This window comes from Hymenobacter glacieicola, from assembly GCF_014640315.1.
Lineage (GTDB): Bacteria > Bacteroidota > Bacteroidia > Cytophagales > Hymenobacteraceae > Hymenobacter > Hymenobacter glacieicola.
Genome location: NZ_BMGS01000002.1, coordinates 200,430 through 222,659 on the forward strand (window position 1 = coordinate 200,430; position 22,230 = coordinate 222,659).

Consider the following 22,230-nt stretch of genomic DNA (forward strand, 5'->3'; position numbering starts at 1 on the left):
ACTAGATAGGCAGCAGCTCCTGACACGCAAGAGCTGCTGCCTGATAGACTACTTAATAATGATAGTCTTGGCGAACGTGTCGAGGGTAATTGTGTAGGTGCGGGCCACGGTCACGCGCCACTTCTTGTCGGGGCTACCGCCGCGCACGAAGTCCACGCCGGTGTCAGTCAGGGGCTGCTGGTCTACCAGGGGCATGTAGTAGTCGGTGCCCCAGTTGCCGGTAGCCACCGGAAACTTAAACTCGCCGGGCGTTAAGGGGCCCGTGTAGGTGAAGACGTTGGGGTTGGTGCTGCTGCGCGTCATGGGGGTCGGCGCGTTGATGTTCCAGCCGGCCGGCGTGGCGTCGCCCACCATCCACAGGGCCGTGGGTGGCGTGAAGCCCACGATGGAAATGGTCATGGTCCGCACATTGAGCGTGATGGTGTAGGCCCCGGCGGTGGTAATTTCCCACTTGTTATCGGGGTTGCCGGCCGAGAGCTGCACGGCGGTGGCCGTCAGCGGCGGGTGGTTGGTGGTGGGGCGGTAGAACGGGGCGTTGAAGTCCTTGGCCGTGGCAATCTTGAACTCGCCAGCCTTCAGGTTGCCCGTGTAGGTGAACACCGAGGCATCGGTGCTGCTGCGCACCAGGGGCGTGGCGTTGCCGATATCCCAGCCGTTGGGCGTGGCGTCACCCACAATCCAGAGGTTGGTCAGGGGCTGGTAGGGCGTAGCCGTAACGGTAACCACGTTGGAGTACGTCGGGGCTTTCTGGTTGCTGGCTTCCTGGCCCTTCACGCGCACTTCAATCTCGCGGCTGGTACCAGCGGCCAGGTTCAGGCGGTTGAGCAGCAGGGTGCTGAAGGCGTTGCTGGTGTAGGCCTGCGAGGTAGTACCGCGGGCCATGGGCACTTCCACGGGGCTGGCGAAGTTGGTGCCCTTTACGGCCAGCTGCAGGGTGTAGTCGATGGCAGCGCCCGTGCCCTCGTTGGTGCCCGTGGTCCAGGTAAAGGCAATGGCCTGATTGTCGGCGTTGGCCTGGTTGAGGGTGGGCGTAGTGGTCGACACGCTCAGCGTCTGCACCGTGGCGGGCGCGGGCGCGTAGTCATCGTACTGCTGGCAGCTGGCCAGCAGGCCCGTGACCAGCAGGATCAGCAAGGCGGTGCTCAGGGACAGCAGGCGCGAGAGGCTGCTGGAGGAAATCAACCGGGTGTTCATGAGACCAAATGAAAATGAGGTGGGAAATGCGGGTGAGAATTGGTTAGAGCTAAGATTCTAGGACCAGCATGGTCCAGTACTGCAGGCTGGGCACCGTGAAGCGCACCTGCCCGTTTTGCTGCGTGAAGGGAATGGACTGCGGAACCCCCTGCCCCGAGTCGGGGGAGGCAGCCCAGATTTTGGTGATTTTCGTGGGAGCCGCCAGCTGCACCGCCACGTTGCGGCGCAGGGTGGGTACGGGCTGTTGGGCTTGGTTGTCGCGCCACTCCAGGGTAGTAGCATTGGTAAAGTTGAGCAGGTGCACTACCCGCCGGCCCTCAGCCCTAGCCCCGACGGCAGCCACGTGCCCGAACTGTGGCGGCCAAGCGGCCAGGGCCGCGTCGCCGCCAATAGCCACGGGGGTGAACGTCCGGCTGGGCCCACGCAGCAGGGTTTCGTAAGCCACCGCGAAATCGTAGTAGGCCTGCACCTGGCGTTGCAGTTGGGGCGTGAGCTGCAGCTTGCTGTTGGGGAAGTATTCCGTGTCGAGCATGTGCTCCCCCAGCTCGATGTGAGCCCCTCCGAAGGCAAAAATTACGGCGTCAGCCAGCAGCACGCTAGCGGGATTGAACAAGCCCGCCTGCTTGGATTTGTCGCGGTTGATGTAGGCCGCCAGCACCGTGCGCTTGCCCGGTGCCAACGAGTCATTGTACTGAATGGCCTGGCCTAGGCTGCGGTACTGCTCGTTGCCCGTCCACAACTCCGAGTACAGAAACTCCACCGGCGCCTGGGCTATCTGCCCCTGGCCCCACTGGTTCACAGCATTCATCACCAGGGGGCGCGTGGGCTGGGCCTTTTTCGCCTCCACCAGGAAAGCGCCGAAGGCTTTGCTGGGGTCCGTATGCTGGCCGGCGTAGGTGTAGAGTCGGCCCGGGTCGCCCACCTGGTCCACGTGCCAGCCGTCGAAGTGCAGGCCTTGGGCGGCGTACACCTTGTCCATCTCGGCGAGGAGGTAGCGCTGCCAGCCGGCGTTGCCAGGGTCCTGCATGTCGAGGCCCGTCGCTTCCCAGCCCTTGGGAAACCCATCGAAGGCGTACCGCTTCGCGTGCAGGCTGTCCTTATAGAGGCCCCACTCGGGGCGCACGCCATCGGCCGCGGCATTGGGGTAGGCTCCGTAGAGCAAGTTGTAGAACATGGCTTTCATGCCCGCCCGGTGGGCCCGCTCGATGTAGCCCTGCACCGTGGCTAGGTAGGTAGGCCGGTTGGCCAGGTCGCGCCACTCGGGGGCGGGGGCGGCCGGGGTGCCGGCCAGCGACTGGTGGTGCTTGTCGCCCCAGTCGTAAAACTGCAGGCCGTTGAGGTGGTAGCGCGTCAGCTGCTGCATCACGCTGTCCATCCGGCCAGCCGACAGTTTCCCGAACTTCGACAAAAAGCCGTAGCGCGGAAACCGCCGCCAATCTGAGGAGACATCTACGGCCGTGGTAGCCTGGTCCAGCACCTGCGCGCCGTTGCGGGCTTCCACCTTCACCAAGTAGCCTTGGTAGTCGGTTTTCGGTGGCTGCCAGGTCCACTGGGCGCTGCGGCCGCCCACGGCTACGCGCTGCTGGTTCAGGAGCGTACTCAGGTGGTAGTAGCTCACCACCAGCTGCGTGACGCCGGCAGGCTGGAGGTCGGCTGTAAAACGGACCGGTGCGCCGGGGGCGTAGGCTGCCTTGTCCGTGTCGAGGCGGCCGATAATTCCGCCCGGAGCTGCCTGCCCGGCAGTAGCCGCCAGCCACCCCAGGAGCAGCATGGTGCCGCGTACATACTTCAGCATAAGAAGAGAAAAGAATGGCTAAGCCAGCCGACGCACTCCCACGGGCCGGTTCTTCGTTGTCCCACCTCCGAAAAACCAGGGAATGGCCGGGCTGACCGCCAGATGCTTAATAGCCAGGGTTCTGGTCGATGGCTGAGTTGTTGTCGCGCTCATTCTGCGGGATGGGCAGCAGCAGATACTTCTCGCTGATGTTGCCCCGGCCCACGCCGTACTGGTCGTTGGGCGAGCCCAAGGAGCGCAGGAAGGACAGGGCCCGAATCTGGCCGCTGTTGTCCTTGGAGCGAATCAAATCAAACCACCGCTCCCCGTTCTCGAAGGCTAATTCAAGGCGGCGCTCCTTCATAATGGCGTCACGCAGGGTAGTCTGGCTGGCGGTGGTCAGGGGCAGCAGGCCGGCGCGGGCGCGCACCTGGTTGAGAGGCGTGCGGGCAGCGGCAGTTTGGCCCTGCTCGTTGAGCGCTTCGGCCTGCATCAGCAGCACGTCGGCGTAGCGCAGCACCACCGTATTCAGGGGGTCGTTTGCAAAGCCGGTTTGCACGCCCGAACTCAGCGGCACCACGAACTTGCGGGTGTTGAAGCCCGTGATAGAGCTGTTGGCGGAATAAGTGTAGCTGCCCAGCTGGTCGCCGTTGGAGAAAACCGTGAGGGCCTTGCGACGGTCGCCGGCCTCAAACTGGCTCACGAACTCGGCTGTGGGCTGGTTCCAGCCGAAGCCCCCGCCCGAGGTGATATTGGAGCTGCGCGGGGCCATGAACTCGCTGCGCATGTTGCACACGGCAGCCCCACTGAAACCGTTGCTGTTGGGGTCGTAGGCGTACTGCACCTCGAACAACGACTCCGAGCCGTTTTCGGCATTGGGGTCGAAGTTGGCGGAGAACGAGGAATTTAGGGAATACTTCCCTAGGCCTATTACCTCCTGGGCCTTGGTGGCGGCCTCGGCCCACTTGCTCTGGGTCAGGTACACCTTAGTCAGCAGGCCCTTGGCGGCTCCTTGCGTGGCGTGGCCTACGATGGCCGCCGTGACGGGCAACACCTGCTCGGCCGCCGTGAGGTCCTGTTCAATCTGACGGTACACGTCCGCCACCGGCGAGCGGGGCACGTTCAGGCTCTCGCGGGTGGTTTGCTGGGTTAGAATCAGGGGGACGTTGCCGAACAGCCGCACCAGGTTGAAGTAAGACAAGGCCCGCAGGAAGCGTGCTTCACCCAGAATAATGTCGCGCTTGGCGGCGTCCATGCTGATGGTCGGCACCCGCTCCAGCACCACGTTCACGGCCAGAATGGTTTGGTAGTGCGTACCCCAGATATCGGCCACGCCGGGGTTGGAGGTGGTGGTCGAGAAGTTGGCCAACTGTTGGGTTTCGAGGCCATCACTAGCCCCACCGGCGCCCACGATGCTGTTGCCGGCCATAATGTCCAGGGTCCACAGGCGCAAGCGGTAGCAGCCCGACTTCTGCAGGCCGTGGTAGGCGCCATTGAGGGCGCGCTGGGCGTCGGCTTCGTCTTTGTAGAAGTTTTCCGCCGCCAGGTCGTTGGCCGGCTGCTTTTCAATAAAGTCCTTGTCGCAGCCAGTGCTTAGCAGCAGCAAGCCCAGGCCGAAAAGGGGAACTATCTTTTTCATGTCAGTAAGCAAGTGCGGGGTGGGAATTGGGAAGATTAGAAGCCCACATTGAGGCCCACGGTGAAGGTGCGCGACACGGGGTAGGCGCCATTATCGACGCCCGTTTGCAGGCTGCTCTGGCCAAACGAGCCGACCTCCGGGTCGAAGCCCGAGTACTTGGTGAAGGTGAGCAGGTTCTGGGCCGTGGCGTAGAGGCGCAGGCTTTGGGCGTGCACCGTGCTAGTGCCCAGCCACTTGGCCGGGAAGGTGTAGCCCAGGGCCACGTTCTTCACGCGCAGGAAGGAGCCGTCCTCGATGTAGCGGTCCGACACGCGAGAGTTGATGTTGGGGTCGCCGAAGACGGCCCGCGGCGTCTGACCGTCGCCGGGCTCGGCAGCCGACTTCCAGCGGTCCAGCACCTGGGTGGTTTGGTTGGCCGCCCCCGACATGGCCTCGGTGAAGATGCGGTTGGCGTTGAACAGCTTGTTGCCGTACACCCCGTACAGGAACACGCTCAAATCGAAGCCTTTGTAGGCAAACGTGTTGGTCAGGCCGGCCGTGAACTTCGGGATGGGGCTGCCGATGTAAGCGCGGTCCTGGTCGTTGATAATGCCGTCGTTGTTGAGGTCCTTGAAGCGGATGTCGCCGGCGGCCGTGCCCGGCTGCTGGATGGCGTGGGTGCGCACCTCGTCGGTGGTCTGAAAGATGCCATCCGTCACGTAGCCAAAGAAGGCCCCAATGGGCTGGCCCACCGCCGTGCGCGTTACCGACTGGGTGAGAATGCCGCCCGAAATGATAGGCCGGTTGTTGATCAGCTCCAGCACTTTGTTGCGGGTGAAGCTGATGTTGGCGTTGGTATTCCAGGTGAAAGGCCCCGTCAGGTTGCGTGTATTCAGGGCCAGCTCCAAGCCCTGGTTGCGCACTTTGCCGGCATTTACCGTGGCCGCGCCCAGGTAGCCACTAGAGGGCGTTACGGGCGGATTCAGCAGCATTTTGGTGGTCAGGCGGTCGTAGATGTCGCCGGTAAACACGATGCGGTTGTCCAGCAGGCCGAGGTCCAGGCCGAAGTCTAGCTGCTTGTTGGGTTCCCACTGCACGTTGGGGTTGGGCAAAGATGTAGGCACCACGCCCGGCACGATGTTGTTGCCCTGCACGTAGCGCTGCGTGCCGCTGAGCAGGGTAGCGTACTCGTAGAGCCCAATGTTCTGGTTGCCCGTTACGCCGTAACTTACCCGCAGCTTCAGGTCGCTGAGTTGGCTTACGTCCTTGAGAAACTCTTCCTGGCTCACGCGCCAAGCCACCGAGCCCGATGGGAACACGCCGTACTTGTTTTCCGGCCCGAAGCGCGAGGAGCCGTCGGCCCGCACGGTACCCGTAAACAGGTATTTATCGGCGAAGCTGTAGTTGACGCGGGCCATGTAAGACACCAACGACCAGCCAAACTCACCCGAGGAAGCCGAGTACGTGCCGCTGCCGGAGCTCAGGGCTTGCAAGGTGTTGTAGGGGTAGGCATTGTCGGAGCCGTTGAGGTAGCGGTTTTCCGAGTTCTGGGCCGACTGCCCCAGCAGCAGCGTCAGGGCGTGTCGGTCGCCAATGGTGCGGTTGTAGGTGAGGGTGTTTTCCGTCAGCCACACCAGCTCGCGCGCCTGGCCCTGGCCCAGCGAGGCCGTGGGGTGCACGATGCTACCCCAGGTGTAGGAAGGCTCGAAAAATGAGTTTTCCCGGAAGGAGGCATCAATGCCCAGGTTGGTCCGGAACCGCAGCCCCTTCACAATTTCCAGCTCGCCGTAGGTGTTGCCCAGCAGCCGGTTCCGGTACAGGTTGTTGTCGAGCGTCAGGGCCCGGCCCACGGGGTTCGACCGGTCGCCCACGAACTGAATGCGCCCCACCGGCCCGGCAAACGTGCCGTTGCGGTACACGGGCAAGGTAGGCAGCTGGGTTTGCGCCAAGAATACGAGGCCGCTCTGGGTGTCTTCGTCGGTGGTCACGATGCGCGACTCCGTGCGGCTCAGGCCCAGGCTGCTGCCTATTTTGATGCGAGTGCTAAGCTGGTGGTCCAGGTTCAGGCGCAGGGAGTAGCGCTTGAAGTTGGAGCCGATAATGGTGCCGTCCTGCTGGAAAAATCCGCCCGACAGCGCAAACTGCGTTTTCTCGTTACCGCCGTTGATGTTCAGGTTGTAGTTCTGAATAGGTGCGGTGCGGAAAATCTCCTTTAGCCAGTCCGTGCCCTGGCCTAGCGCGGCCGGGTTGCTGTAATCGGGGGTGGTGGCCGCGCTACCGGCCGAGGCTTGGCTGTTCACCTGCTGCCCACCATTGGTCAGCAGCTCATTACTCAGCTCCGCAAACTGGGCCGCGTTGAGCAGGGGCACGCGGCGAGCCACCTGCTGCACCCCGTAATAAGCATCAAGGTTGATGTTGGTGCGGCCGGCCTTGCCCCGCTTGGTGGTGATAATCACGACGCCGTTGGCGCCCCGCGAGCCGTAGATAGCGGTAGCCGAAGCATCCTTCAGAATATCGATGGAGGCAATGTCGTTGGGGTTGATCAGGTTCAGATAGTTGCCGTTCTGACCGTCCCCGTCGCTGTAAAAGGGCACCCCGTCCACCACGTACAGCGGCTCGGAGTTGCCCACGGTGCCCACGCCCCGCACCCGGATGGATACCCCGCCGCCCGGTGCCCCGCTGTTTTGCGACACCTGCACGCCGGCGGCCCGGCCCTGCATGGCTTGATCGAGGCCCGTTACAGGCTGGGTTTTGATTTCCTGCTCGGTTACCGAGGCAATAGCGCCGGTTACATCCTCGCGGCGCTGGGTGCCGTAGCCTACCACCACCACTTCCTTCAGCGACTGAGTGTCTTCCTGCAGCACCACGTTTAGCGTCGGACCTGTTACCGTCACTTCTCGCGAGGCAAAGCCAATGGAGCTGAACACCAGCACGCTACCCTCTGGTACAGTCAGCGAGAAGTTGCCGTTGCCGTCAGTGGAAGCGCCCAGCGCAGTACCTTTCGCCACCACGGTTACGCCGGGTAGAGCTTGCCCGTTGGCTTGGGTAACCCGACCCGAAACTGGTATATCTGCCGCCGAACGGGAGGTTACCGTCAGAGCCGGTAGCTTAGTACTCCGGGCGGGCGTTGCTAGTATGGCCTGGGGCAGTGCCAGTGGAACCAAGAGCGCGAATACCTTAAGAGGTGCTCCGGCTCGCAAGTAGTACTGGTTCTTTTTCATTGGTGGGGGAATTGGAGGTGGGAATACTAAGGGCTAGGTGTGGGGCAATTATTTTGAAATCAACTGACCGCGATGAGTCTCTACATTCTGTACTTTACCAGGAAATACCCCTTCGGCAGTTAATATCAGAGCCTCTGTTCCGCCGTTAGCATTTCCGCGGCTTGCTTGACCGCTACCATTGTTTTTTCCACAGTCAGCACCAAGGGAATTCTGAGAAATAATTGAGGTGACCAGGCAAAAGTCTAACGCAGCCCTCCCCTTTTCACACTCAATCCGAGGGTACTACAACGCGTTGAAGAGAAGCGCTCTCAGCCAGTCCAGGTAGTAGGGATAGCAGTAGCCAGAAGGAGATGAAAAAGCCAGATGGACAGGGAAGGCCGAAACGTAGTGAGCATCAAGGGCAGCCAGTAGGACTGGACAGTACGAGGCATTTTTTGCCAGGCGGCGCACGGTCTGGAACCAATGGCCTTCCTATCGGCTGCTCTACTTATACAAATCAAGCTTCCACGCGAATCACTAAGAAACAGTAAGGGTAAAGTATAGAAAATATAGGCATCTTTCTATGTAATTATATTGTAAATCAACAAGTTGCGTAATAGCGCTTACAAAAAAGTAAGGTCAGGATTTCTTCCTGGTAGGGCAGTAATTACACAGGTTAGGTGTCATGTAAATACCGATGCCCGGAGGTAGCAGGGGGAAGGTAAAGCCCTCTCACATAGCCGTCACCCGACCTGGAATGTCGGACCAAGGAGCCGGGTGCGTCGGCGCAAGCTCCCTGCAAATTAGAGCCCTACTATGCGTAGACTATCGGCAAAGAAGAGATGCAGGAGTGAGCAACGGATGGGGTAACGATACGACTGGCAGAGTCCAGGGCAGGAACAGATTCAGTAGTCATCCGGCTAGGGGTACCGCGATGCCGGCCGGTAGGCTCATTGATTTTAACGGTAAGTAATTTACTAATCCCTTTGCCCTAGGTGGAGGAGCACAGCGTGAGTCGTTAAGGCTGACTGGTTCATGTAAACTCTAGCCGCTAATTACGGGCTGCTATATAACTATTGTACTTTTTCCAGGCACAGCCCTTGGCTGTTACTCAACGTAGTATCGGGTTAGGAGCCTACCTCCTTGGGTCAAAAGGCTTGAATGGCCTGAATTCGGGCTTCGAATTCCTCTTTAGGCACGATGGCGCGGTTTTTCACCCGGGTCTTATAGACGTATATCGTATTAATCGAGTAGCCTAACATGCGGCTAATTTGCTCACTGTCTTGTATACCGAGACGTATCAAGGCAAAAATCCTTAGTTCCGCCGTGAGTAACTGCCCTTCATCTGGTTGAGCGCGGTCTTCTTCCTTAAATAAAGTATTAAACTGCTTGATGAAATCGGGAAATAGCCGCAAGAAGCTGGCGTCGAAGTCCTTGAACAACTCCCCCCGCTCCCGTTTGACATTAATACCATCAATAAGCCGCTGAATGCCCGCTAATTGTTTGGTTTCTAGCAAAGTCGCTAGCTTCTTTTTGAGGGCTTCCCGTTCGTTGAGATAGTGGGTGTTGTAGTGAAAATAATAGCCTATATACTCTTCTTTGATTTTATTGTCTTCCACCAATTTGGCGTTCGCGGCCGCGAGGTTGCTGTTAGACTGGTTTAATTCAAGGTTTAGCTGTTGCTGAACGCTGTTACGGTCCCGCAGTTCCTGCACCGTGGCCGCAATTAGCCGACTGGCTTTGCGCAGCTTACTCAACTGGGTGAAAATAACGAACGCAAACGCAGCAACCAGCCCAGCCAGGCCAGTGGCCAGTAAGGCGTATGTTTTTAAGGACTTTCGTTGATTCTCTATGATGTCCACCTTGCGCCCGTCGATGACGGCGGCAAACTTGTTGTTCTGCAACTGGCGCTGACGGGCGTTATAGAAAGCAGCGTCTTCCTGAGCGGCTTTGATAAAAGCGTACGCATTGGTAAGGTCGCCCTTTTGGTAGCTGTAATTAGCTACTAGAGCCAGAGCAGCCGTTTCTTTGGTTGACGATTTGATATCGGCAATGGCTGCTACCAAGAGTAACTCGAAGGCTTTATCTTCCTGGCCAACACTTTGGTAGAGGGTGGCTGTATTGGTCGCGCTAATGGCTAATTGGTGCAGGGTAAGGTTTGGTAGCTGCCGTAATTGCCGATACACCGTGCTGCCGGTCGGTAAGTCGTTTGCCTGTTTGGCCAGATAGAGTTGAGCGGTCAGGCTTTCGTAAGAGCCGGCTGGGCTAATCTGCAGCATACTATCCGTATAAGCCCGCGCTTTCACCCGATAGATGGGTTGGTACACCTCATCTTGGTTGTAACTGCCTAACTCATTGTAGGCCCGTACATTCAGCGCGTAAAACTCCAACCTTTCCGCCACTGTCAGGTCGCGGGAGCGGATAGGTGCCAGAATATCAAATGTTTCTTTAAACAAGCCGGCCGAGAGCTGTGTGTTTATCAGCTTAAGCTTCGCTGCTACCAACTTTTCCCGGTTATTAAGCTGCTGCGCGATGCGCATAAGGTGCTGAGAGTAGGCAAAAGCGGAATCGTGCTTGAAGGCGCTATACGCTTCATATACCCGCTGGCCTAGCTGGAATTTCGTGGCATCTACTGGTCGGTGCGCGTAGAAGTCAGTAGTTAGCTTGGTAATATGCTCCCAGTACTGTCGGTCGTATTGTGGCCGGCGCGCCAACTCCTGGTTCAGTTCAGTAAGTAGGCTGTCGCTAACGAACGCTTTCCCACTTAGCGGCATGGCCAATAGTAGGAAGATGAACTGAAAAATTCTCACTAAAGAGTAATATGGGGTGATGAGAGCAACTACGTAGCGAAGGTAACTTTGTGTATCGATTATTCTTCTAGGGTAAATGCTACGGGCTTGCAGTTGTCATCCAGCAAGATTTGTCAAATCCAGTTTAGGAGAATCTACTAGATGGCCTCAGCAACACGCAATTACTAGCCTGGTTGCGTAAGCGGGGTGTAAAGATGTCGAAGGGCCTATTGGGACAAACCTTCCGAAATCCCTTTTACTGCGGCTATATCCGCCATAGTAGCCTTGATGGCGCCGTAATCGAAGGACGTCACCCTGCCCTGATTACGCCTGAACGGTTTCTCCAACTGAACAGGCTTCAAAAACAATGGGAGAATGGGCATGCACACGCGAAGGAGATTTCGCCATTGCCACTGAAGCATCATGTGCGCTGCCATCGGTGCGGCAAACCGCTCACCGGGTATGAAGTCAAAGCAAAAAAGCTTTGGTACTACAAATGCAATACAGTTGGGTGCAAGCTCAACATTGGTGCCCGTCAACTTCATACGGCCTATCGGGACCTCCTTCGCGAGTATACGCTCCTCCCGCATTTGATAGCGCCCCTAAAAGCCTTAACGGTTACAGTCTTTACCCAGCTTAACCAAGAAGGCGCGCTAGAGAGGAAAGCAATAGAAACTTCCCTTAAGCAAGCTCAAAACAAGCTGGAGAAGATGGAAAATCGCTACGCACTCGGGGAACTCGACCAGGCTACTTACCAGAAGTACAGCCGCAAACTTATAGCCGAGGAACTAGAGCCTTTGCAAGCTACTTACCAAAGCTTGGGCTCAAACTTATCGAACCTGGAAAATTACACTGATTTCGCTGTCGAAATGACGGCTAACCTACTCATTATGTGGGAGAAATCAGATTTGATTACCCGCCAAAAACTCCAACACATGGTCCATCCAAACGGCATTGCCTTCGCACCTGAAATTGGCCTTTATCGAACCGGGCGCCAAAACACAATTCTCGCTGTAATCTCCTCGTTATCAGCTACCAGCAGCAAACATAAAACCGGACTTACCACAGCAAAGCGTGGTAAGTCCGGTTTGGTGGGCCCAACTGTACCACTCGATTTGAACATCCCTACTGAACATGCCGTGTTCAGGTACTCGACGAAGGTTCGCGGCTCGAGTTAGCCCTTGGTGTTCGGTGGTGTTCAGGGTTTGTTTTACCCCTGTTTTACCTGTTTGTTTTACCCAGCCTTAAGCAGCGGCATGGGCCGGCGCTTGTACACGTTCTCGGCGGCCTCATCCACTTCCGCATTGTTGTAGCGGTCCACGTAGATTTCGGTGGTGCTACGCTGCTTGTGCCCGAGCATGGCACCGACTTTGCCCAGGTCGCCGCCGTTGGCCCGGTCGGATTCCGTGGCCAAGGTACGACGGGAAGAGTGCGTGCTGAGCTTTTTGGTGATGCCGGTTTTCTCGGCTCCCATCTTGATATTCTTATTGAGCTTGGACGTGGCCTTCTTCATGCGCTGCAGTTGGTCCCGCTCGGGCAGCTGGTCGTAGTTGCTATCCAACCAGGGCAGAATGTAGGCGTTGGGGTTGGCTCCCCCTTCCGGCACCAAGGAATCCAGAATGGCCGTGAGCTGGGCCGACTCCGCTACGGACTTCTCCGTGTCGCCTTTATCCATGGTGAAGTATACCCGGCCGAACTGCCGGTCTTTCCACTTCAAGCGCAGCACGGCCCCTACCCTACTCCCATGCAGGTAAAAGCACATCAGGTACGTGAGCCGGGCCAGGTGCTGCATCTGAGGCAAGTGTACCCGCTCGTAGGCAGCTAGCTCCTGGTCCGTCAGCCACACGCGCTTCGGGGTAGCCTTGGGCATCACGTAGTCTTCCAACGGGTCCTGGTCCCGGCTGAGCAGCTTCTGCTTGATGGCGCGTTTGATGTAGAGCCGCACCATCTTCAGGTTCTTTTTCCGCGTGGTGGGGTTGTTGCCCAGTTCCTTCAGGTGTTCCTCATACTCAGCCATCAACTCTTCCGAGAGGTCAGCAAAGGGCAGCACTGGGCGCCACTGCGCCAGCTTATTAATGACTACTGCGCGGGCCTCGTAGGTAGCTGGGGCAAATAGTTTCTTGTCTACCTGCTCTAAGCTCTGCTGCATGAAGGCTACAAAGTCAGTGGTAACAGCAGGAGCTTGGGGTTTCGGTTGATGCCGGGTAAGAAAGAGTTGCTTTAGCTCGTCAGCGGTGGCCGTAGGGTTCTCCTTGGCTAGGCGCTTGGCATCAGCCAGCACCTGCACCAGGTCTTCGTTCAACTGGCTAGCCTCCCGGTGGCTGGTCTTGATCCAGTTCTCCTTCTCCAGCTTGCCGGCAGGGTTCCACTGCTTTTCCAGTAGTTCAATGCCTACGGGGGCATACCGCACGATTCGGTTGGCCGTGATGCGCAGCCACACCGGGAATAGCCCATCGGCGTTGGCTTTGTGAGCCAGCGTTATTTTGAAAGTAGCCGGCATCAGATACTTTGCTCTTTTAGAAACTTCCTAATTTTCAAATAATCAGCAGCCCATTGCGTAAGCTTCTGAAAATAGACACGTTGAACTAACGCACGTTCTAAGTTTTTCGAATCTTTATTATAGCAATCAGCAAAGAATTCATTTCTATCCTTTACATAGTTGAACAATCTATTATTTTGATCTATTACAGGTGTAAGTACATTGTCTTCGTTCGGAAATGTTTCATCTATGAACTGGCAAACTAAGGACTGAACATCCTTGCCGAATCTACCTCCTGTATCCTGCTGCCAATTCGAATATGGAGTTATAGCATAAAATTCAGGAAATGTACTTCTCAGTTCAACTTCTAACATCCTCCTCCCCATTTCTGACAAAGCATTCTCCATCTTTTGCCTTCGCGTATATAGCTCTTCTTCAAGCTTCTGATTAGAAGTCAAAAGTATAGAATGCTTCTCCTCTAGCTCATTGGCCCGCTGTTCCTTCTCTTCTATCTTCTTGTTCAACTCCTCCAATACCTTGTCGGTTTTGAGTTGTGCGTTCTCTTCAGTTAGCTTAGCATACTCTTTTATCTTATTGAGATCGAATATTTCGAAATAAGTTTTCGTTCTATCAATAATTTCCTTTTGAGAGTTTACTTGCTCTTTCAGAGCTGCTACCTGTTTAGTTAGTATTATAGATCCATATATAACACCGCCAACATAAAATATTGGCAGTAGTATATCCCTCCAAACAATTATATCAGCAGACGTTACTTGCAGTAGAGTCATATATAACAATCTAAACTGTCAATTTCTTTCGGTACAACCACATCTCCAGCACTTCTTCGGGTTGAATGATGTCAGGTTTAAACTGTGGATTATCTGACTCAATAATGAGATAGCCTTTTTTGGTAACTAGGTTAGTTACGCGCTTGATGCAAATGCCCTCGGTGGTCACCAGGACATATACCTGACCATCTTGAATGTCTTCAGGCCGTTCAATGTGCTCACAGATAACCAAGTCGCCAGGGCTGAAGGTTGGCTCCATACTGGTGCCACTTACTTCGAAAGCACGGAAATCACCTCCGGTAAAGCCTGGTAGAGAAATAGTATCCAGCTGACCTAGATACTTCTCGTCATTCATATTCTGCCGATAACCAGCCTCCGCTTTATGTGGCACTAGCAGTATTAGAGGGTTATTTCGTTGGTCTTTGATAAGAATGCGTGTAGGCATACTATTAAAGGATTCTTTGCCCGTCCGTACTCCGGTTTCAATGTACTCAGGCGTGGTATGATAAATCTCTGCCAGCTTCTTCAGGACTGGCATTTTAATCTGCATCGTTTCTTCCTTCTCATATAAGGATATAGATGCGTCAGAAACGCCTACTTGCCTTGCTGCAGCCTCTTGGGATAGCCCTGCTAGGCGGCGTAGCTGTTTTAGTCGTGTCGCTTGTGTAGAGTGTTCGTCTAGTGTTTTCATGGCGAAAGCGGGGGTATGCCTTCGCAATGCTAGAGATAACTTGGAGTTATTAGAAATTACTTCCAAACATTACTAGGTATTTCCAAGTATTACCAATAAACTTGTCAAACCAAACCAAAATAGACCATCATGGGAACCTTAGAAGTAGACAAGCCTATCATCATGAAGGTGGAGGTACCGGAGCAAGTCAACAAGGCTATTCGGAATGAATGCCTTCGTCGTCAGTTGAATGGTGAAAAGGTAACTATGAAGGATATTCACAAGGAATGGCTAATTGAAAAGGCTGCCCAAGTGGAGCGAGCTGCTTAATTTTTTTGCCCTGTATCTCCAACTTTCTCCAATAATCACAAAGCGTCTCCAACTCATTACTCCTTTTTCATGATGACTGCTCTCGCTCTCTCCGCCAGTTCGCCTGGCTTCGACCTCATCCCAGCTACTGAGCAGCATGCTTCTATGCTTGATCGGATTGCCAAAGAGGAAGTGCTCGGGCGGCTTTTCTATCTCTCGGATAAGATGACTCCTGGCTTGGACTACGATGATCGTTTGCAGAAACGCCTCAAGCTGAGCAAGAACACCATCAAAAAGTATGTTTCCATCGGCCGTTTAAAAGCCGCGGTTGTAGATGGTAAAATCATTGTTTCTGAGGAAGCAATTCGGCAGTTCGCTAACCCTGCTTACTGCGTGAATAGCCTGCCCCACCTAACTGGACGTGTTAATCTTTCCCAGTTGACGGAGGTGGAAACTAAGCACTTGCCGCCCCATGCGGTGCAACTCGCTCCAGAAGCAGAGCTACACCGCCGCGCACACGAAATCGTGCAAGAAGAGCCTGAATTGGCTGATGAAACCCGCTTTGTAGTGCAGAAAGAGTTACACCGCCGCACTTCCAAAAAGAAGATCAACGCTTAAGCCTCTCCCTAATGGCTACTCTCTCCTTCGTCACCCCAGAAGAATTTCAGCAGCTATCTACCCGCGTAGATGAGCTAGCAGAAAGGTTAAAAGCTTATGTGGAAACTACTGATGACGAGGTAGATACCACTACGGCCCTCAAGCTCACCGGCATTAAGTCGCGCACTACCCTCATTGAGGAGCGCAAGCGCCCTGGCACCCTGCTCAAGTACAGCACCCACGGCCGATCAGTGAGCTATTCCCGCAAGTCCTGCATCGACTATAAGCAAGCCTTGCGCCTCAACAAGTACCCAGCCGCCCCGATGCGGATAGCCTCTTAACTCCATGCGTCTCGCTTCCGCCCTTGACCCTGCTCAGCAAGTCTCCGTGCCCTGCACCTATTCCCAGACGGATGCCGCCCTGACCTATTGGCTGAGCAATCCGCTGCTGCCGGCCGGCCGGGTAGAGGCCACCCGGGAGCGGCTGCCCTTCCTGGGCATTGCCGAAAAGCAGGCCCTGGTGCATCGGCTAAAAGAGCAGGTTCGAGCCAGTCGGATGAATCAGCCACTGGATGGGCCTGGCTACAACCGTCTGCTCACGCTCATTCGAGACAAGCGGGTAAGCCGGGATGAGCGGGTAGGCTTGAAGCCGCATTTAGTCCGGCTCCGCGGGGCCGAAATCGACTGGGAATACACCCGCCTGGAAAAAGCAATTACGCTACAACAATCCGCTCACTACGATAAAGAAGCCGCTTGAATTATGACTGTCCAGACTGCCCTATTCATTGATTTTAAAGGTCGCTTGTGCTACCGCATCGTGACTGCCAACTACGAAATACAGGGTCTGAGCGGCTGGCGCTTTCTGTGCCGCGCCACGGCCTAATCCTTCACCCTTCATCCTTCACTGCCATGCTCTCCAACAAGCTCACCACTGCCCGCGCCGAGTACTACCAGGCTGCCAACCGGCACGCTGGGGCGCAGCACCTCTACGACCACCTGTTGACGCAGCACGCCCTAGCAGGCACCGCAGCAGAGCAGGCCGGCCTGCTGCTCTCCACCCTGCGACAGGAAAAGAAAACCGCCTGGAGCATCTACATGCGGGCCGTGCAGGAAGACACCCAAGCCCGCCAGCTACAGGTAGCGGCTGCGCAGCGGGCTCACTTCGGGGTGAGCATGGTCATCAGCCCGCCGGCCGACTACGCCACTGCTTAATCCGATTCTTCGCCCTCTACCCCTTACAGCCCATGCCCTCGCTTACCTCTCACCCCCGCCTGACTGCTCAGGCCCAGGCCAAGGCCCGCCGGGCTAACCGCCTCGAAAAGATAGCCCTGGGGCTGGTGCTGATCATCTGCGCCCTCATGCTGGGCAGCTGCACCCCGCGGGCCTACTCGCTCACCACGCAGGATGCCCAGCACCTGGCCCCGGCGCAGGTAGCCGCCCCGGTACTGGCCGACGCCGGCTAAAACGGAAAGCGGCGCTACCTCTCCACAAGGTAGCGCCGCCAATCCTTCAACCAGGAATCCTTCACGAAACCCGATTACAGACGCAAATATATGGAAAGTCAGAAAACTGAATCTCAACGCGACAAGCTCAACCGCCTCTTTACAGAATACGGTCTGTTAAAAGAGGACGTGCATAAGCACCAGCACTATACCATTATCCGCCGCACGGGCATCGAAAAGATTGCCGCTGCCGTGGGCATCCGCATTACCTACGAAATCTGCGCCGCCCAGGCCGATTACGCGGCCGTGAAGGCCATTGCCAAGAAGCCCGTGGGTGCCAAGTTCACCGCCATCGAAACCTTCGGCTCGGCCTGCAAGGATACCAGCCAGAACAAGTACTACCTGGAAATGGCGGAGAAGAGGGCCATGAGCCGCGCCGTGCTCAAGCTCTCGGAGCTGTCCGCCGCTGGCGCTTATGGGGAAGACGAGGCCGATGATTTTGACCGCCGCCGGAATCCGGATGTAGAGCAACCGCAGGCTTCTGAGCCGCGCCCTACCCCGCCGGCCGCCCCCCAACCAGAGGCCAGCGCGCCGGCTTCGGTACCCCCGGCAGCACCCGCTACACCCGCCCCAAGCAGCGAAGAGGAGCCGCTGGATAAGGTCATTGTGATTGATGTGCTCAAGAGTGCCGATACGCTGGCTGAGCTACAGGCGGCCTGGGTGGGAGAGGCCAAAGGCCGGCACCTCGACCCCGATGTCTTCGCCGCCAAGGAAGACCGCAAGCGCCACCTGCAAAGTAACCAGACCCTCGCCTAAGCCTACCCGCCCCGCTGCGGAAGTAGCGGGGCTCTTTCGGCTCTTTTCGAACTCATTGTACAAACCTAATATCCTGGCACTCTGCCACCTGATTATGCAATTCGCCATCTTCCCCCGCCTCTTTAAAGCTGCCCTCCAACTCGTTCAGCAATCCGCTTTCTCCCTTGAGGGTGCAATTCTTCCCGCCGCCGCTGGCGTGCTCGTGGAATCGGAAGGCGGTAGCCTGCGCCTAACGGCTACCACGCTCACTACCTCCTTATCTACGACGGTGCCGCTGGCCGGCAACAGCACGGGCACTATGAGCACCGTTGTGGATGCTCGCCTGCTCACCCAGATTCTGGGCCAGTTGCCACCCAAACAAGAGACTCGCTTTCTTTATGCAGCAGCAGATGAGCTGCTGGTTATTACTGGGCCCAAGGGCCAGTTCCGCCAAGGAGGTGAGGCCAGCAGCAACTTTCCCCGACCAAAGCAACTACAGGCCTTCGGCAACCGGGCAACCTTGCCAGCCAAGGCGCTGCACAAAGCGCTGCTCACGATTGAGCCCTGCATCCTTTCCTCTTCTAAAATATCCCAGGCCTACACGGCGGGCCTGCTGCGCCTGCGGGGCCAGCGGGCGGTGCTTCAGGCTACAGGCGGCTTCTTCGCCGCTTCCTGCGAGGTGCGGGAAGTCGAGACCACGGCCCAGGCCGAACTGATGTTGCCGCTGGCCGCTGTTCGCTTACTCATCGCCCAGCTGGGCCGCGAAGAGGTGCGCGGGGAAGTCGTCGTCAACTGGAATGAGACAAGTGCCGAGTTCAGCTTCGGACACCCGCTGGTGCGCCTGAGCACGCAGTTGGTAGAAGACACCATGCCGCCCGTGGATAACCATCTGTTGCCCGACCCCAAGCGGGTACCCGTGCTAGTAGACAAGGAGGTACTTCGCCTTATGGCCCTGCGCCTGCGGCCCTTCTCGACTAAAAACCAAGCCTTCTTCTCGTTCGCAGACGACCGCATCTCGGTTGCTGTGTCTCGCCCCGAGTGGGGCCGTGAGGCTACAGAGTGGCAGCCAGCGCAGGTAAACGGGCCAGCACCCGAACTGCAGATCAATCTGAAGTTTCTGGCCCGTCTGCTGGAAGTGCTCGACACCCAAGAGGTGGAACTAAGCCTGCCGCATGTGAGCGGCGGTGTCATGCGGCTCCTGCCAGGCTCCGAGGCAAAGGCGCCTTACCTCTACAATACCACGCTTGTACTGGCCACGATTCTACCCGATGTCGTGGAAGAAATGGAAGAGGCTCAAGTAGAGGAGGAATTCTAAGATGGGACTGCAAAACCACTTATTCGAAGGGGTGAGCCGTCGCCTCAACATGCGAGACAGCATTGAAATGACGGCCAATAGCCTGAATGCTTACGGCGAGCTGCATAAGCATTGGTCCGTGGCGTGGTCGGGCGGCAAGGACAGCACCGCGACCCTTACTGTGCTGATCTGGATGCTGGATGCGGGCCTAGTGAAGCGACCTGAAACCTTGACGGTGCTCTTTGCCGATACCCGAATGGAGCTGACGCCCCTCATGGCTGCCGCGCAGGACATCATCAGCGACCTGCGGGAGCGGGGTATTGAAGTGCGTACCGTGATGGCTCCGCTCGACAAACGCTTTCTGGTCTACATTTTGGGGCGGGGCATTCCCCCTCCCAACAATAACACCTTGCGCTGGTGTACCCGGCAGATCAAGGTAGACCCGATGACGGCCGAACTTCGCTCTCTTTATGCGGAACGCGGGGAGAAAATTCTCACCATTACGGGGGTACGCCAAGGCGAGTCAGCCGTTCGGGATAAGCGCATCCTCATGAGCTGCGGCAAGAACGGCGCCGAGTGTGGCCAAGGCTGGTACCAGGAAACGCTGCCTGGTAACCTGACCGATACGCTGGCCCCGCTGCTGCACTGGCGGGTGTGTCACGTCTGGGAGTGGCTGCGTACCTGGGCCCCAAAGTCCAAGTTTGGCGACTGGAGCACGAAGCTGCTAGCCGAGGCCTACGGCGGCGACGAAGCCGAGGAAGTGAATGCGCGCACGGGTTGCATGGGGTGCCCGCTGGCCAGCAAGGATACGGCGCTGGAGAACATCGTAACCCGCCCAGGATGGGAATACCTGAAGCCGCTGCTGGGCTTGAAGCCGATCTACCGCTGGCTTCGGGAGCCTTCCCAGCGCATTCGCAAAGCCGGGCTTGAGAAGCTGAAAAGCGGCAAGAACAGCAAGAACCCCCAGCGCATGGGGCCTATCACACTGGAAGCCCGCCTGGAAGCCTTAGAGCGCATTCTAGCTATTCAAGCCGAGGTGAATCGTGGCGCTGATGCCGCCGGCCGGAAGCGAGTAGACATTCTCAATGCTGAAGAAGAGGCCCGCATTCGGGAGCTGATTGCCCTCAACACCTGGCCCCAGCGCTGGACAGGAGAGGAACCCTTAGCGACGGAAGTATTGCCCACGGTGTATGCTGATGGCACGGTACAGCCCCTTCTATTCCATGCAGATGATGGCTACCTCTCCTAAGAGCACCTACTTCCGCTCCCCGCACGATAGCTGCATTCGGCGGGTCTACAAAGAGGATGGCACCTACTACGCTGCACGTACCCGCCCCGGCCAGGCCGAAGAGCCGCCCTACGTGATAGAACTGGCCTACCTAAAAAACCGCCTAATAGCCTATGGCTGCTGGGTAAAGCAAATGGCTCCATGAACACGCCCAACCGCTTCCTGCACGCCGACGCACCCGGCGGCTTCCGCCTACCCACCACCCCTGTTGCCCCGAAAATGAAGTCTTCACCCGCCGAGCTGCCCCTCACGCTTACCGCCGACGTGCTTCGTCTGCCGTACACGCCGGCCGTACGCCTGGTACTGGCTGAAATCGTGAGCCTGTACGCTGCCAACGGTGGGTGCTGCGATGCCTCAGACCCACACTTTGCCGCCCGCCTCAGCATCAATAAGGATACGGTGAGCGTGGCCATCAAGCAGCTCGAAGCCGAGGGCCTGATAAGCAAAACAGTAGTAGCTGTGCAGGGTGGCAAGTACCGCACGCTTACCCCCAACCTGGGAGCTATTGCGGCCAAGGCAGCTACCAATCCCTACCCCGAAGTGGAGGTGAACACACGCCGGAATTTCCGGCGTGTACAAGACGGAAATTCCGGTTTGCACACGCCGGAAATTCCGGTTCCACACGCCGGAAATTCCGGCTTCCACACGCCGGAATTTCCGATTTCACAACCCGGAATTTCCGGCGGTAATACTTACACTATAAATATTCCAGAAGAATATTCCAATGAATCTTCCAGTGCTGCGCACGTAGCGGCGGCGGGAAGAGAAGCGAAAGTGGAGCCAGCCCCGGTGCTGGCAAGGGAAGTCAGCCCCGCTGAAGGCCCGGACGCGTCGGCTTCGCACACCAGGGGGGCGCGGCCGAAATCCGCGAAGAGCCGCCCGGCCAAGCCCGAGCGCACCAGCCGCCCCGAACTGCCCTTTCTGGAATCGGACATCGGCACCCCGGAAGCCTTCGCCGCGGCCTTTGCCGGCACCGACTACGAGCTGGCCAACCTGGCTTACTACTTCGAGAAAATCACCGCGTGGCGGCAGAAGGGCGAGGTGCCCCGCCGCAAAGACTGGAAAGCCACTGCCAAGCAATTCTTCCTCAATGACATCTCAAGCAACTCCCTCGTCCTTGCCCCAGGCGTCCAGCAGCACGCAGCTGCAGCCAGCAGCACCGACCCCGGAACACGGCCTGCTGGCTCTGGCTACCGCTCCAAGTACGATCAGTAAGCTGGCGAGCACGGAAAACCCGGAAGCCCGCCTGCTGCTGGCGGAAGTCTCGGTGGGCCTGACGCCCTTGCTGGCAGCCCAGGCACCCAAGGTGTTCCAGCTCAACCGCCAGCTCGGTGCTGGTACCGTGGTGAAAATGCTGGTCATCATCCTGCGGGCCTTCGTGGACTCGCTGAAGGTGCCGACCAAGCCCGACGCCGCCGACATCATCGAAATGGCGGATACGCTGGCCCAGACCTACACCCACGACAGTCTCAAGGACCTGATTCTCGCCCTGAAGGACATGCGTACGGCGGGCACCAAGTTCTACCAATCGGTAGACGTGGCCACCATCTACGCCGGCATCAACACCTACTTCGACAAGAAGGCCAAGGCGCTGGAAAACCAGCACTACGATCAGAAGGCGCTCGGGGCCAGTGGGCAGGCCGTCGCCGTAGCGGCCCTCGACTTGAGTCCCGACACCCAGCAGATTCTGAAGAACGTCGCCTCTACGCTGCCCGATACCCACCCGCTGAAGGACACGCTACGCCGCCGGCTTCGCATCAGCAAGGCCCGGCTCCACCGGGGCACCATCACCGAGGAGCAGCATGAGCAGACCCTGGCAGAAAACCGGAAGCTCACCATTCGCAAGGACCGGGCCGACTGGAAGCCCAGCCCCGAGGGTCAGAAGCAGATGGATAAGCGGCATCGGGCCGAAGACCGCCGGTTGGAGGAAAAATACAGACGCCCCGCCGCATGAGACTCTGTAGCCTCTTCGCCGGTATCGGCGGCTTCGACCT

The 22,230-nt window shown here is 57.4% G+C and carries 21 protein-coding genes and 1 pseudogene; 14 read left to right on the plus strand and 8 right to left on the minus strand.

What is annotated here, in order from left to right:
• Window positions 1-48: 48 nt before the first annotated feature.
• The 5 genes from IEW18_RS03875 to susR form a co-directional block, all read right to left on the minus strand.
• Window positions 49-1,194, minus strand: a complete 1,146-nt coding sequence (locus IEW18_RS03875; RefSeq protein ID WP_188556514.1) for a SusE domain-containing protein — start codon at window positions 1,192-1,194, stop codon at window positions 49-51.
• A gap of 49 nt (window positions 1,195-1,243) precedes the next feature.
• The gene (locus tag IEW18_RS03880) at window positions 1,244-2,989 is read right to left on the minus strand and encodes a glycoside hydrolase family 66 protein (protein WP_188556515.1); all 1,746 of its coding nucleotides are present in this window, start codon (window positions 2,987-2,989) and stop codon (window positions 1,244-1,246) included.
• Window positions 2,990-3,095: 106 nt separating this feature from the next.
• On the minus strand, window positions 3,096-4,607 hold the full coding sequence (locus tag IEW18_RS03885; RefSeq protein WP_188556516.1) for a RagB/SusD family nutrient uptake outer membrane protein: 1,512 nt from the start codon (window positions 4,605-4,607) through the stop codon (window positions 3,096-3,098).
• Between the two features lie 35 nt (window positions 4,608-4,642).
• Window positions 4,643-7,807 carry a SusC/RagA family TonB-linked outer membrane protein gene (locus IEW18_RS03890; protein WP_188556517.1) on the minus strand — a complete coding sequence of 1,055 codons (3,165 nt, stop codon included), beginning with the start codon at window positions 7,805-7,807 and terminating at the stop codon, window positions 4,643-4,645.
• Window positions 7,808-8,934: 1,127 nt separating this feature from the next.
• On the minus strand, window positions 8,935-10,560 hold the full coding sequence (gene susR, locus IEW18_RS03895) for a SusR family glycan utilization regulator (protein ID WP_229728611.1): 1,626 nt from the start codon (window positions 10,558-10,560) through the stop codon (window positions 8,935-8,937).
• Between the two features lie 182 nt (window positions 10,561-10,742).
• Between susR and IEW18_RS03900 the strand changes: the two are divergent.
• Window positions 10,743-11,753: pseudogene (locus IEW18_RS03900) on the plus strand (recombinase family protein); the annotation flags it as partial.
• Between the two features lie 56 nt (window positions 11,754-11,809).
• Here the strand turns inward: IEW18_RS03900 and IEW18_RS03905 are convergent.
• From IEW18_RS03905 to IEW18_RS03915, 3 genes are read right to left on the minus strand one after another with little or no spacing between them, the layout of a single operon-like run.
• On the minus strand, window positions 11,810-13,075 hold the full coding sequence (locus IEW18_RS03905) for a site-specific integrase (RefSeq protein ID WP_188556520.1): 1,266 nt from the start codon (window positions 13,073-13,075) through the stop codon (window positions 11,810-11,812).
• Window positions 13,075-13,842 (minus strand): hypothetical protein, encoded by a 768-nt coding sequence (locus IEW18_RS03910; RefSeq protein WP_188556521.1) that lies wholly within the window; start codon window positions 13,840-13,842, stop codon window positions 13,075-13,077. Before IEW18_RS03910 ends, IEW18_RS03905 begins: the two co-directional genes overlap by 1 nt.
• 10 nt (window positions 13,843-13,852) lie before the next feature.
• Window positions 13,853-14,533 carry a S24 family peptidase gene (locus IEW18_RS03915; RefSeq protein ID WP_188556522.1) on the minus strand — a complete coding sequence of 227 codons (681 nt, stop codon included), beginning with the start codon at window positions 14,531-14,533 and terminating at the stop codon, window positions 13,853-13,855.
• Between the two features lie 129 nt (window positions 14,534-14,662).
• On the opposite strand from IEW18_RS03915, the gene IEW18_RS03920 reads away from it, so the two are divergent.
• The 13 genes from IEW18_RS03920 to IEW18_RS03975 all read left to right on the plus strand — a co-directional run bounded on the left by IEW18_RS03920 (window position 14,663) and on the right by IEW18_RS03975 (window position 22,190).
• On the plus strand, window positions 14,663-14,842 hold the full coding sequence (locus tag IEW18_RS03920; RefSeq protein WP_188556523.1) for a hypothetical protein: 180 nt from the start codon (window positions 14,663-14,665) through the stop codon (window positions 14,840-14,842).
• A gap of 69 nt (window positions 14,843-14,911) precedes the next feature.
• On the plus strand, window positions 14,912-15,439 hold the full coding sequence (locus tag IEW18_RS03925) for a helix-turn-helix domain-containing protein (protein WP_188556524.1): 528 nt from the start codon (window positions 14,912-14,914) through the stop codon (window positions 15,437-15,439).
• Between the two features lie 11 nt (window positions 15,440-15,450).
• On the plus strand, window positions 15,451-15,759 hold the full coding sequence (locus IEW18_RS03930) for a hypothetical protein (RefSeq protein ID WP_188556525.1): 309 nt from the start codon (window positions 15,451-15,453) through the stop codon (window positions 15,757-15,759).
• 4 nt (window positions 15,760-15,763) lie between these two features.
• Window positions 15,764-16,174, plus strand: a complete 411-nt coding sequence (locus IEW18_RS03935; protein ID WP_188556526.1) for a hypothetical protein — start codon at window positions 15,764-15,766, stop codon at window positions 16,172-16,174.
• A gap of 3 nt (window positions 16,175-16,177) precedes the next feature.
• Complete coding sequence (locus IEW18_RS21835; protein WP_262891880.1) at window positions 16,178-16,300, plus strand: hypothetical protein; 123 nt, start codon at window positions 16,178-16,180, stop codon at window positions 16,298-16,300.
• A 26-nt stretch (window positions 16,301-16,326) separates the two neighbouring features.
• Window positions 16,327-16,629 (plus strand): hypothetical protein, encoded by a 303-nt coding sequence (locus IEW18_RS03940; protein WP_188556527.1) that lies wholly within the window; start codon window positions 16,327-16,329, stop codon window positions 16,627-16,629.
• A gap of 32 nt (window positions 16,630-16,661) precedes the next feature.
• The gene (locus IEW18_RS03945) at window positions 16,662-16,880 is read left to right on the plus strand and encodes a hypothetical protein (RefSeq protein ID WP_188556528.1); all 219 of its coding nucleotides are present in this window, start codon (window positions 16,662-16,664) and stop codon (window positions 16,878-16,880) included.
• Between the two features lie 90 nt (window positions 16,881-16,970).
• Window positions 16,971-17,675: a hypothetical protein gene (locus tag IEW18_RS03950; RefSeq protein WP_188556529.1), complete on the plus strand. Its 705-nt coding sequence runs from the start codon at window positions 16,971-16,973 to the stop codon at window positions 17,673-17,675.
• A 94-nt stretch (window positions 17,676-17,769) separates the two neighbouring features.
• Window positions 17,770-18,969, plus strand: coding sequence for a beta clamp domain-containing protein (locus tag IEW18_RS03955; RefSeq protein ID WP_188556530.1), 1,200 nt, complete (start codon window positions 17,770-17,772; stop codon window positions 18,967-18,969).
• Window positions 18,970-19,000: 31 nt separating this feature from the next.
• Entirely contained in the window at window positions 19,001-20,197 is a 1,197-nt protein-coding gene (locus IEW18_RS03960) for a phosphoadenosine phosphosulfate reductase domain-containing protein (RefSeq protein WP_229728584.1), read from the plus strand.
• Window positions 20,178-20,381 (plus strand): hypothetical protein, encoded by a 204-nt coding sequence (locus IEW18_RS03965; RefSeq protein ID WP_188556532.1) that lies wholly within the window; start codon window positions 20,178-20,180, stop codon window positions 20,379-20,381. Before IEW18_RS03960 ends, IEW18_RS03965 begins: the two co-directional genes overlap by 20 nt.
• Entirely contained in the window at window positions 20,378-21,451 is a 1,074-nt protein-coding gene (locus IEW18_RS03970) for a helix-turn-helix domain-containing protein (RefSeq protein WP_188556533.1), read from the plus strand. The genes IEW18_RS03965 and IEW18_RS03970 overlap by 4 nt, the downstream gene beginning before the upstream one ends.
• Window positions 21,354-22,190, plus strand: a complete 837-nt coding sequence (locus IEW18_RS03975) for a hypothetical protein (RefSeq protein WP_229728586.1) — start codon at window positions 21,354-21,356, stop codon at window positions 22,188-22,190. The genes IEW18_RS03970 and IEW18_RS03975 overlap by 98 nt, the downstream gene beginning before the upstream one ends.
• The last annotated feature ends 40 nt before the right edge of the window (window positions 22,191-22,230 follow it).

What these genes read in the sequence shown, in the direction of transcription:
- IEW18_RS03875 (WP_188556514.1), bottom strand. Translation starts at nt 1,194, where the DNA reads ATGAACACCCGGTTGATTTCCTCCAGCAGCCTCTCGCGCCTGCTGTCC.
- IEW18_RS03880 (WP_188556515.1), bottom strand. Translation starts at nt 2,989, where the DNA reads ATGCTGAAGTATGTACGCGGCACCATGCTGCTCCTGGGGTGGCTGGCG.
- IEW18_RS03885 (WP_188556516.1), bottom strand. Translation starts at nt 4,607, where the DNA reads ATGAAAAAGATAGTTCCCCTTTTCGGCCTGGGCTTGCTGCTGCTAAGC.
- IEW18_RS03890 (WP_188556517.1), bottom strand. Translation starts at nt 7,807, where the DNA reads ATGAAAAAGAACCAGTACTACTTGCGAGCCGGAGCACCTCTTAAGGTA.
- susR (WP_229728611.1), bottom strand. Translation starts at nt 10,560, where the DNA reads ATGCCGCTAAGTGGGAAAGCGTTCGTTAGCGACAGCCTACTTACTGAA.
- IEW18_RS03905 (WP_188556520.1), bottom strand. Translation starts at nt 13,075, where the DNA reads ATGCCGGCTACTTTCAAAATAACGCTGGCTCACAAAGCCAACGCCGAT.
- IEW18_RS03910 (WP_188556521.1), bottom strand. Translation starts at nt 13,842, where the DNA reads ATGACTCTACTGCAAGTAACGTCTGCTGATATAATTGTTTGGAGGGAT.
- IEW18_RS03915 (WP_188556522.1), bottom strand. Translation starts at nt 14,533, where the DNA reads ATGAAAACACTAGACGAACACTCTACACAAGCGACACGACTAAAACAG.
- IEW18_RS03920 (WP_188556523.1), top strand. Translation starts at nt 14,663, where the DNA reads ATGGGAACCTTAGAAGTAGACAAGCCTATCATCATGAAGGTGGAGGTA.
- IEW18_RS03925 (WP_188556524.1), top strand. Translation starts at nt 14,912, where the DNA reads ATGATGACTGCTCTCGCTCTCTCCGCCAGTTCGCCTGGCTTCGACCTC.
- IEW18_RS03930 (WP_188556525.1), top strand. Translation starts at nt 15,451, where the DNA reads ATGGCTACTCTCTCCTTCGTCACCCCAGAAGAATTTCAGCAGCTATCT.
- IEW18_RS03935 (WP_188556526.1), top strand. Translation starts at nt 15,764, where the DNA reads ATGCGTCTCGCTTCCGCCCTTGACCCTGCTCAGCAAGTCTCCGTGCCC.
- IEW18_RS21835 (WP_262891880.1), top strand. Translation starts at nt 16,178, where the DNA reads ATGACTGTCCAGACTGCCCTATTCATTGATTTTAAAGGTCGCTTGTGC.
- IEW18_RS03940 (WP_188556527.1), top strand. Translation starts at nt 16,327, where the DNA reads ATGCTCTCCAACAAGCTCACCACTGCCCGCGCCGAGTACTACCAGGCT.
- IEW18_RS03945 (WP_188556528.1), top strand. Translation starts at nt 16,662, where the DNA reads ATGCCCTCGCTTACCTCTCACCCCCGCCTGACTGCTCAGGCCCAGGCC.
- IEW18_RS03950 (WP_188556529.1), top strand. Translation starts at nt 16,971, where the DNA reads ATGGAAAGTCAGAAAACTGAATCTCAACGCGACAAGCTCAACCGCCTC.
- IEW18_RS03955 (WP_188556530.1), top strand. Translation starts at nt 17,770, where the DNA reads ATGCAATTCGCCATCTTCCCCCGCCTCTTTAAAGCTGCCCTCCAACTC.
- IEW18_RS03965 (WP_188556532.1), top strand. Translation starts at nt 20,178, where the DNA reads ATGATGGCTACCTCTCCTAAGAGCACCTACTTCCGCTCCCCGCACGAT.
- IEW18_RS03970 (WP_188556533.1), top strand. Translation starts at nt 20,378, where the DNA reads ATGAACACGCCCAACCGCTTCCTGCACGCCGACGCACCCGGCGGCTTC.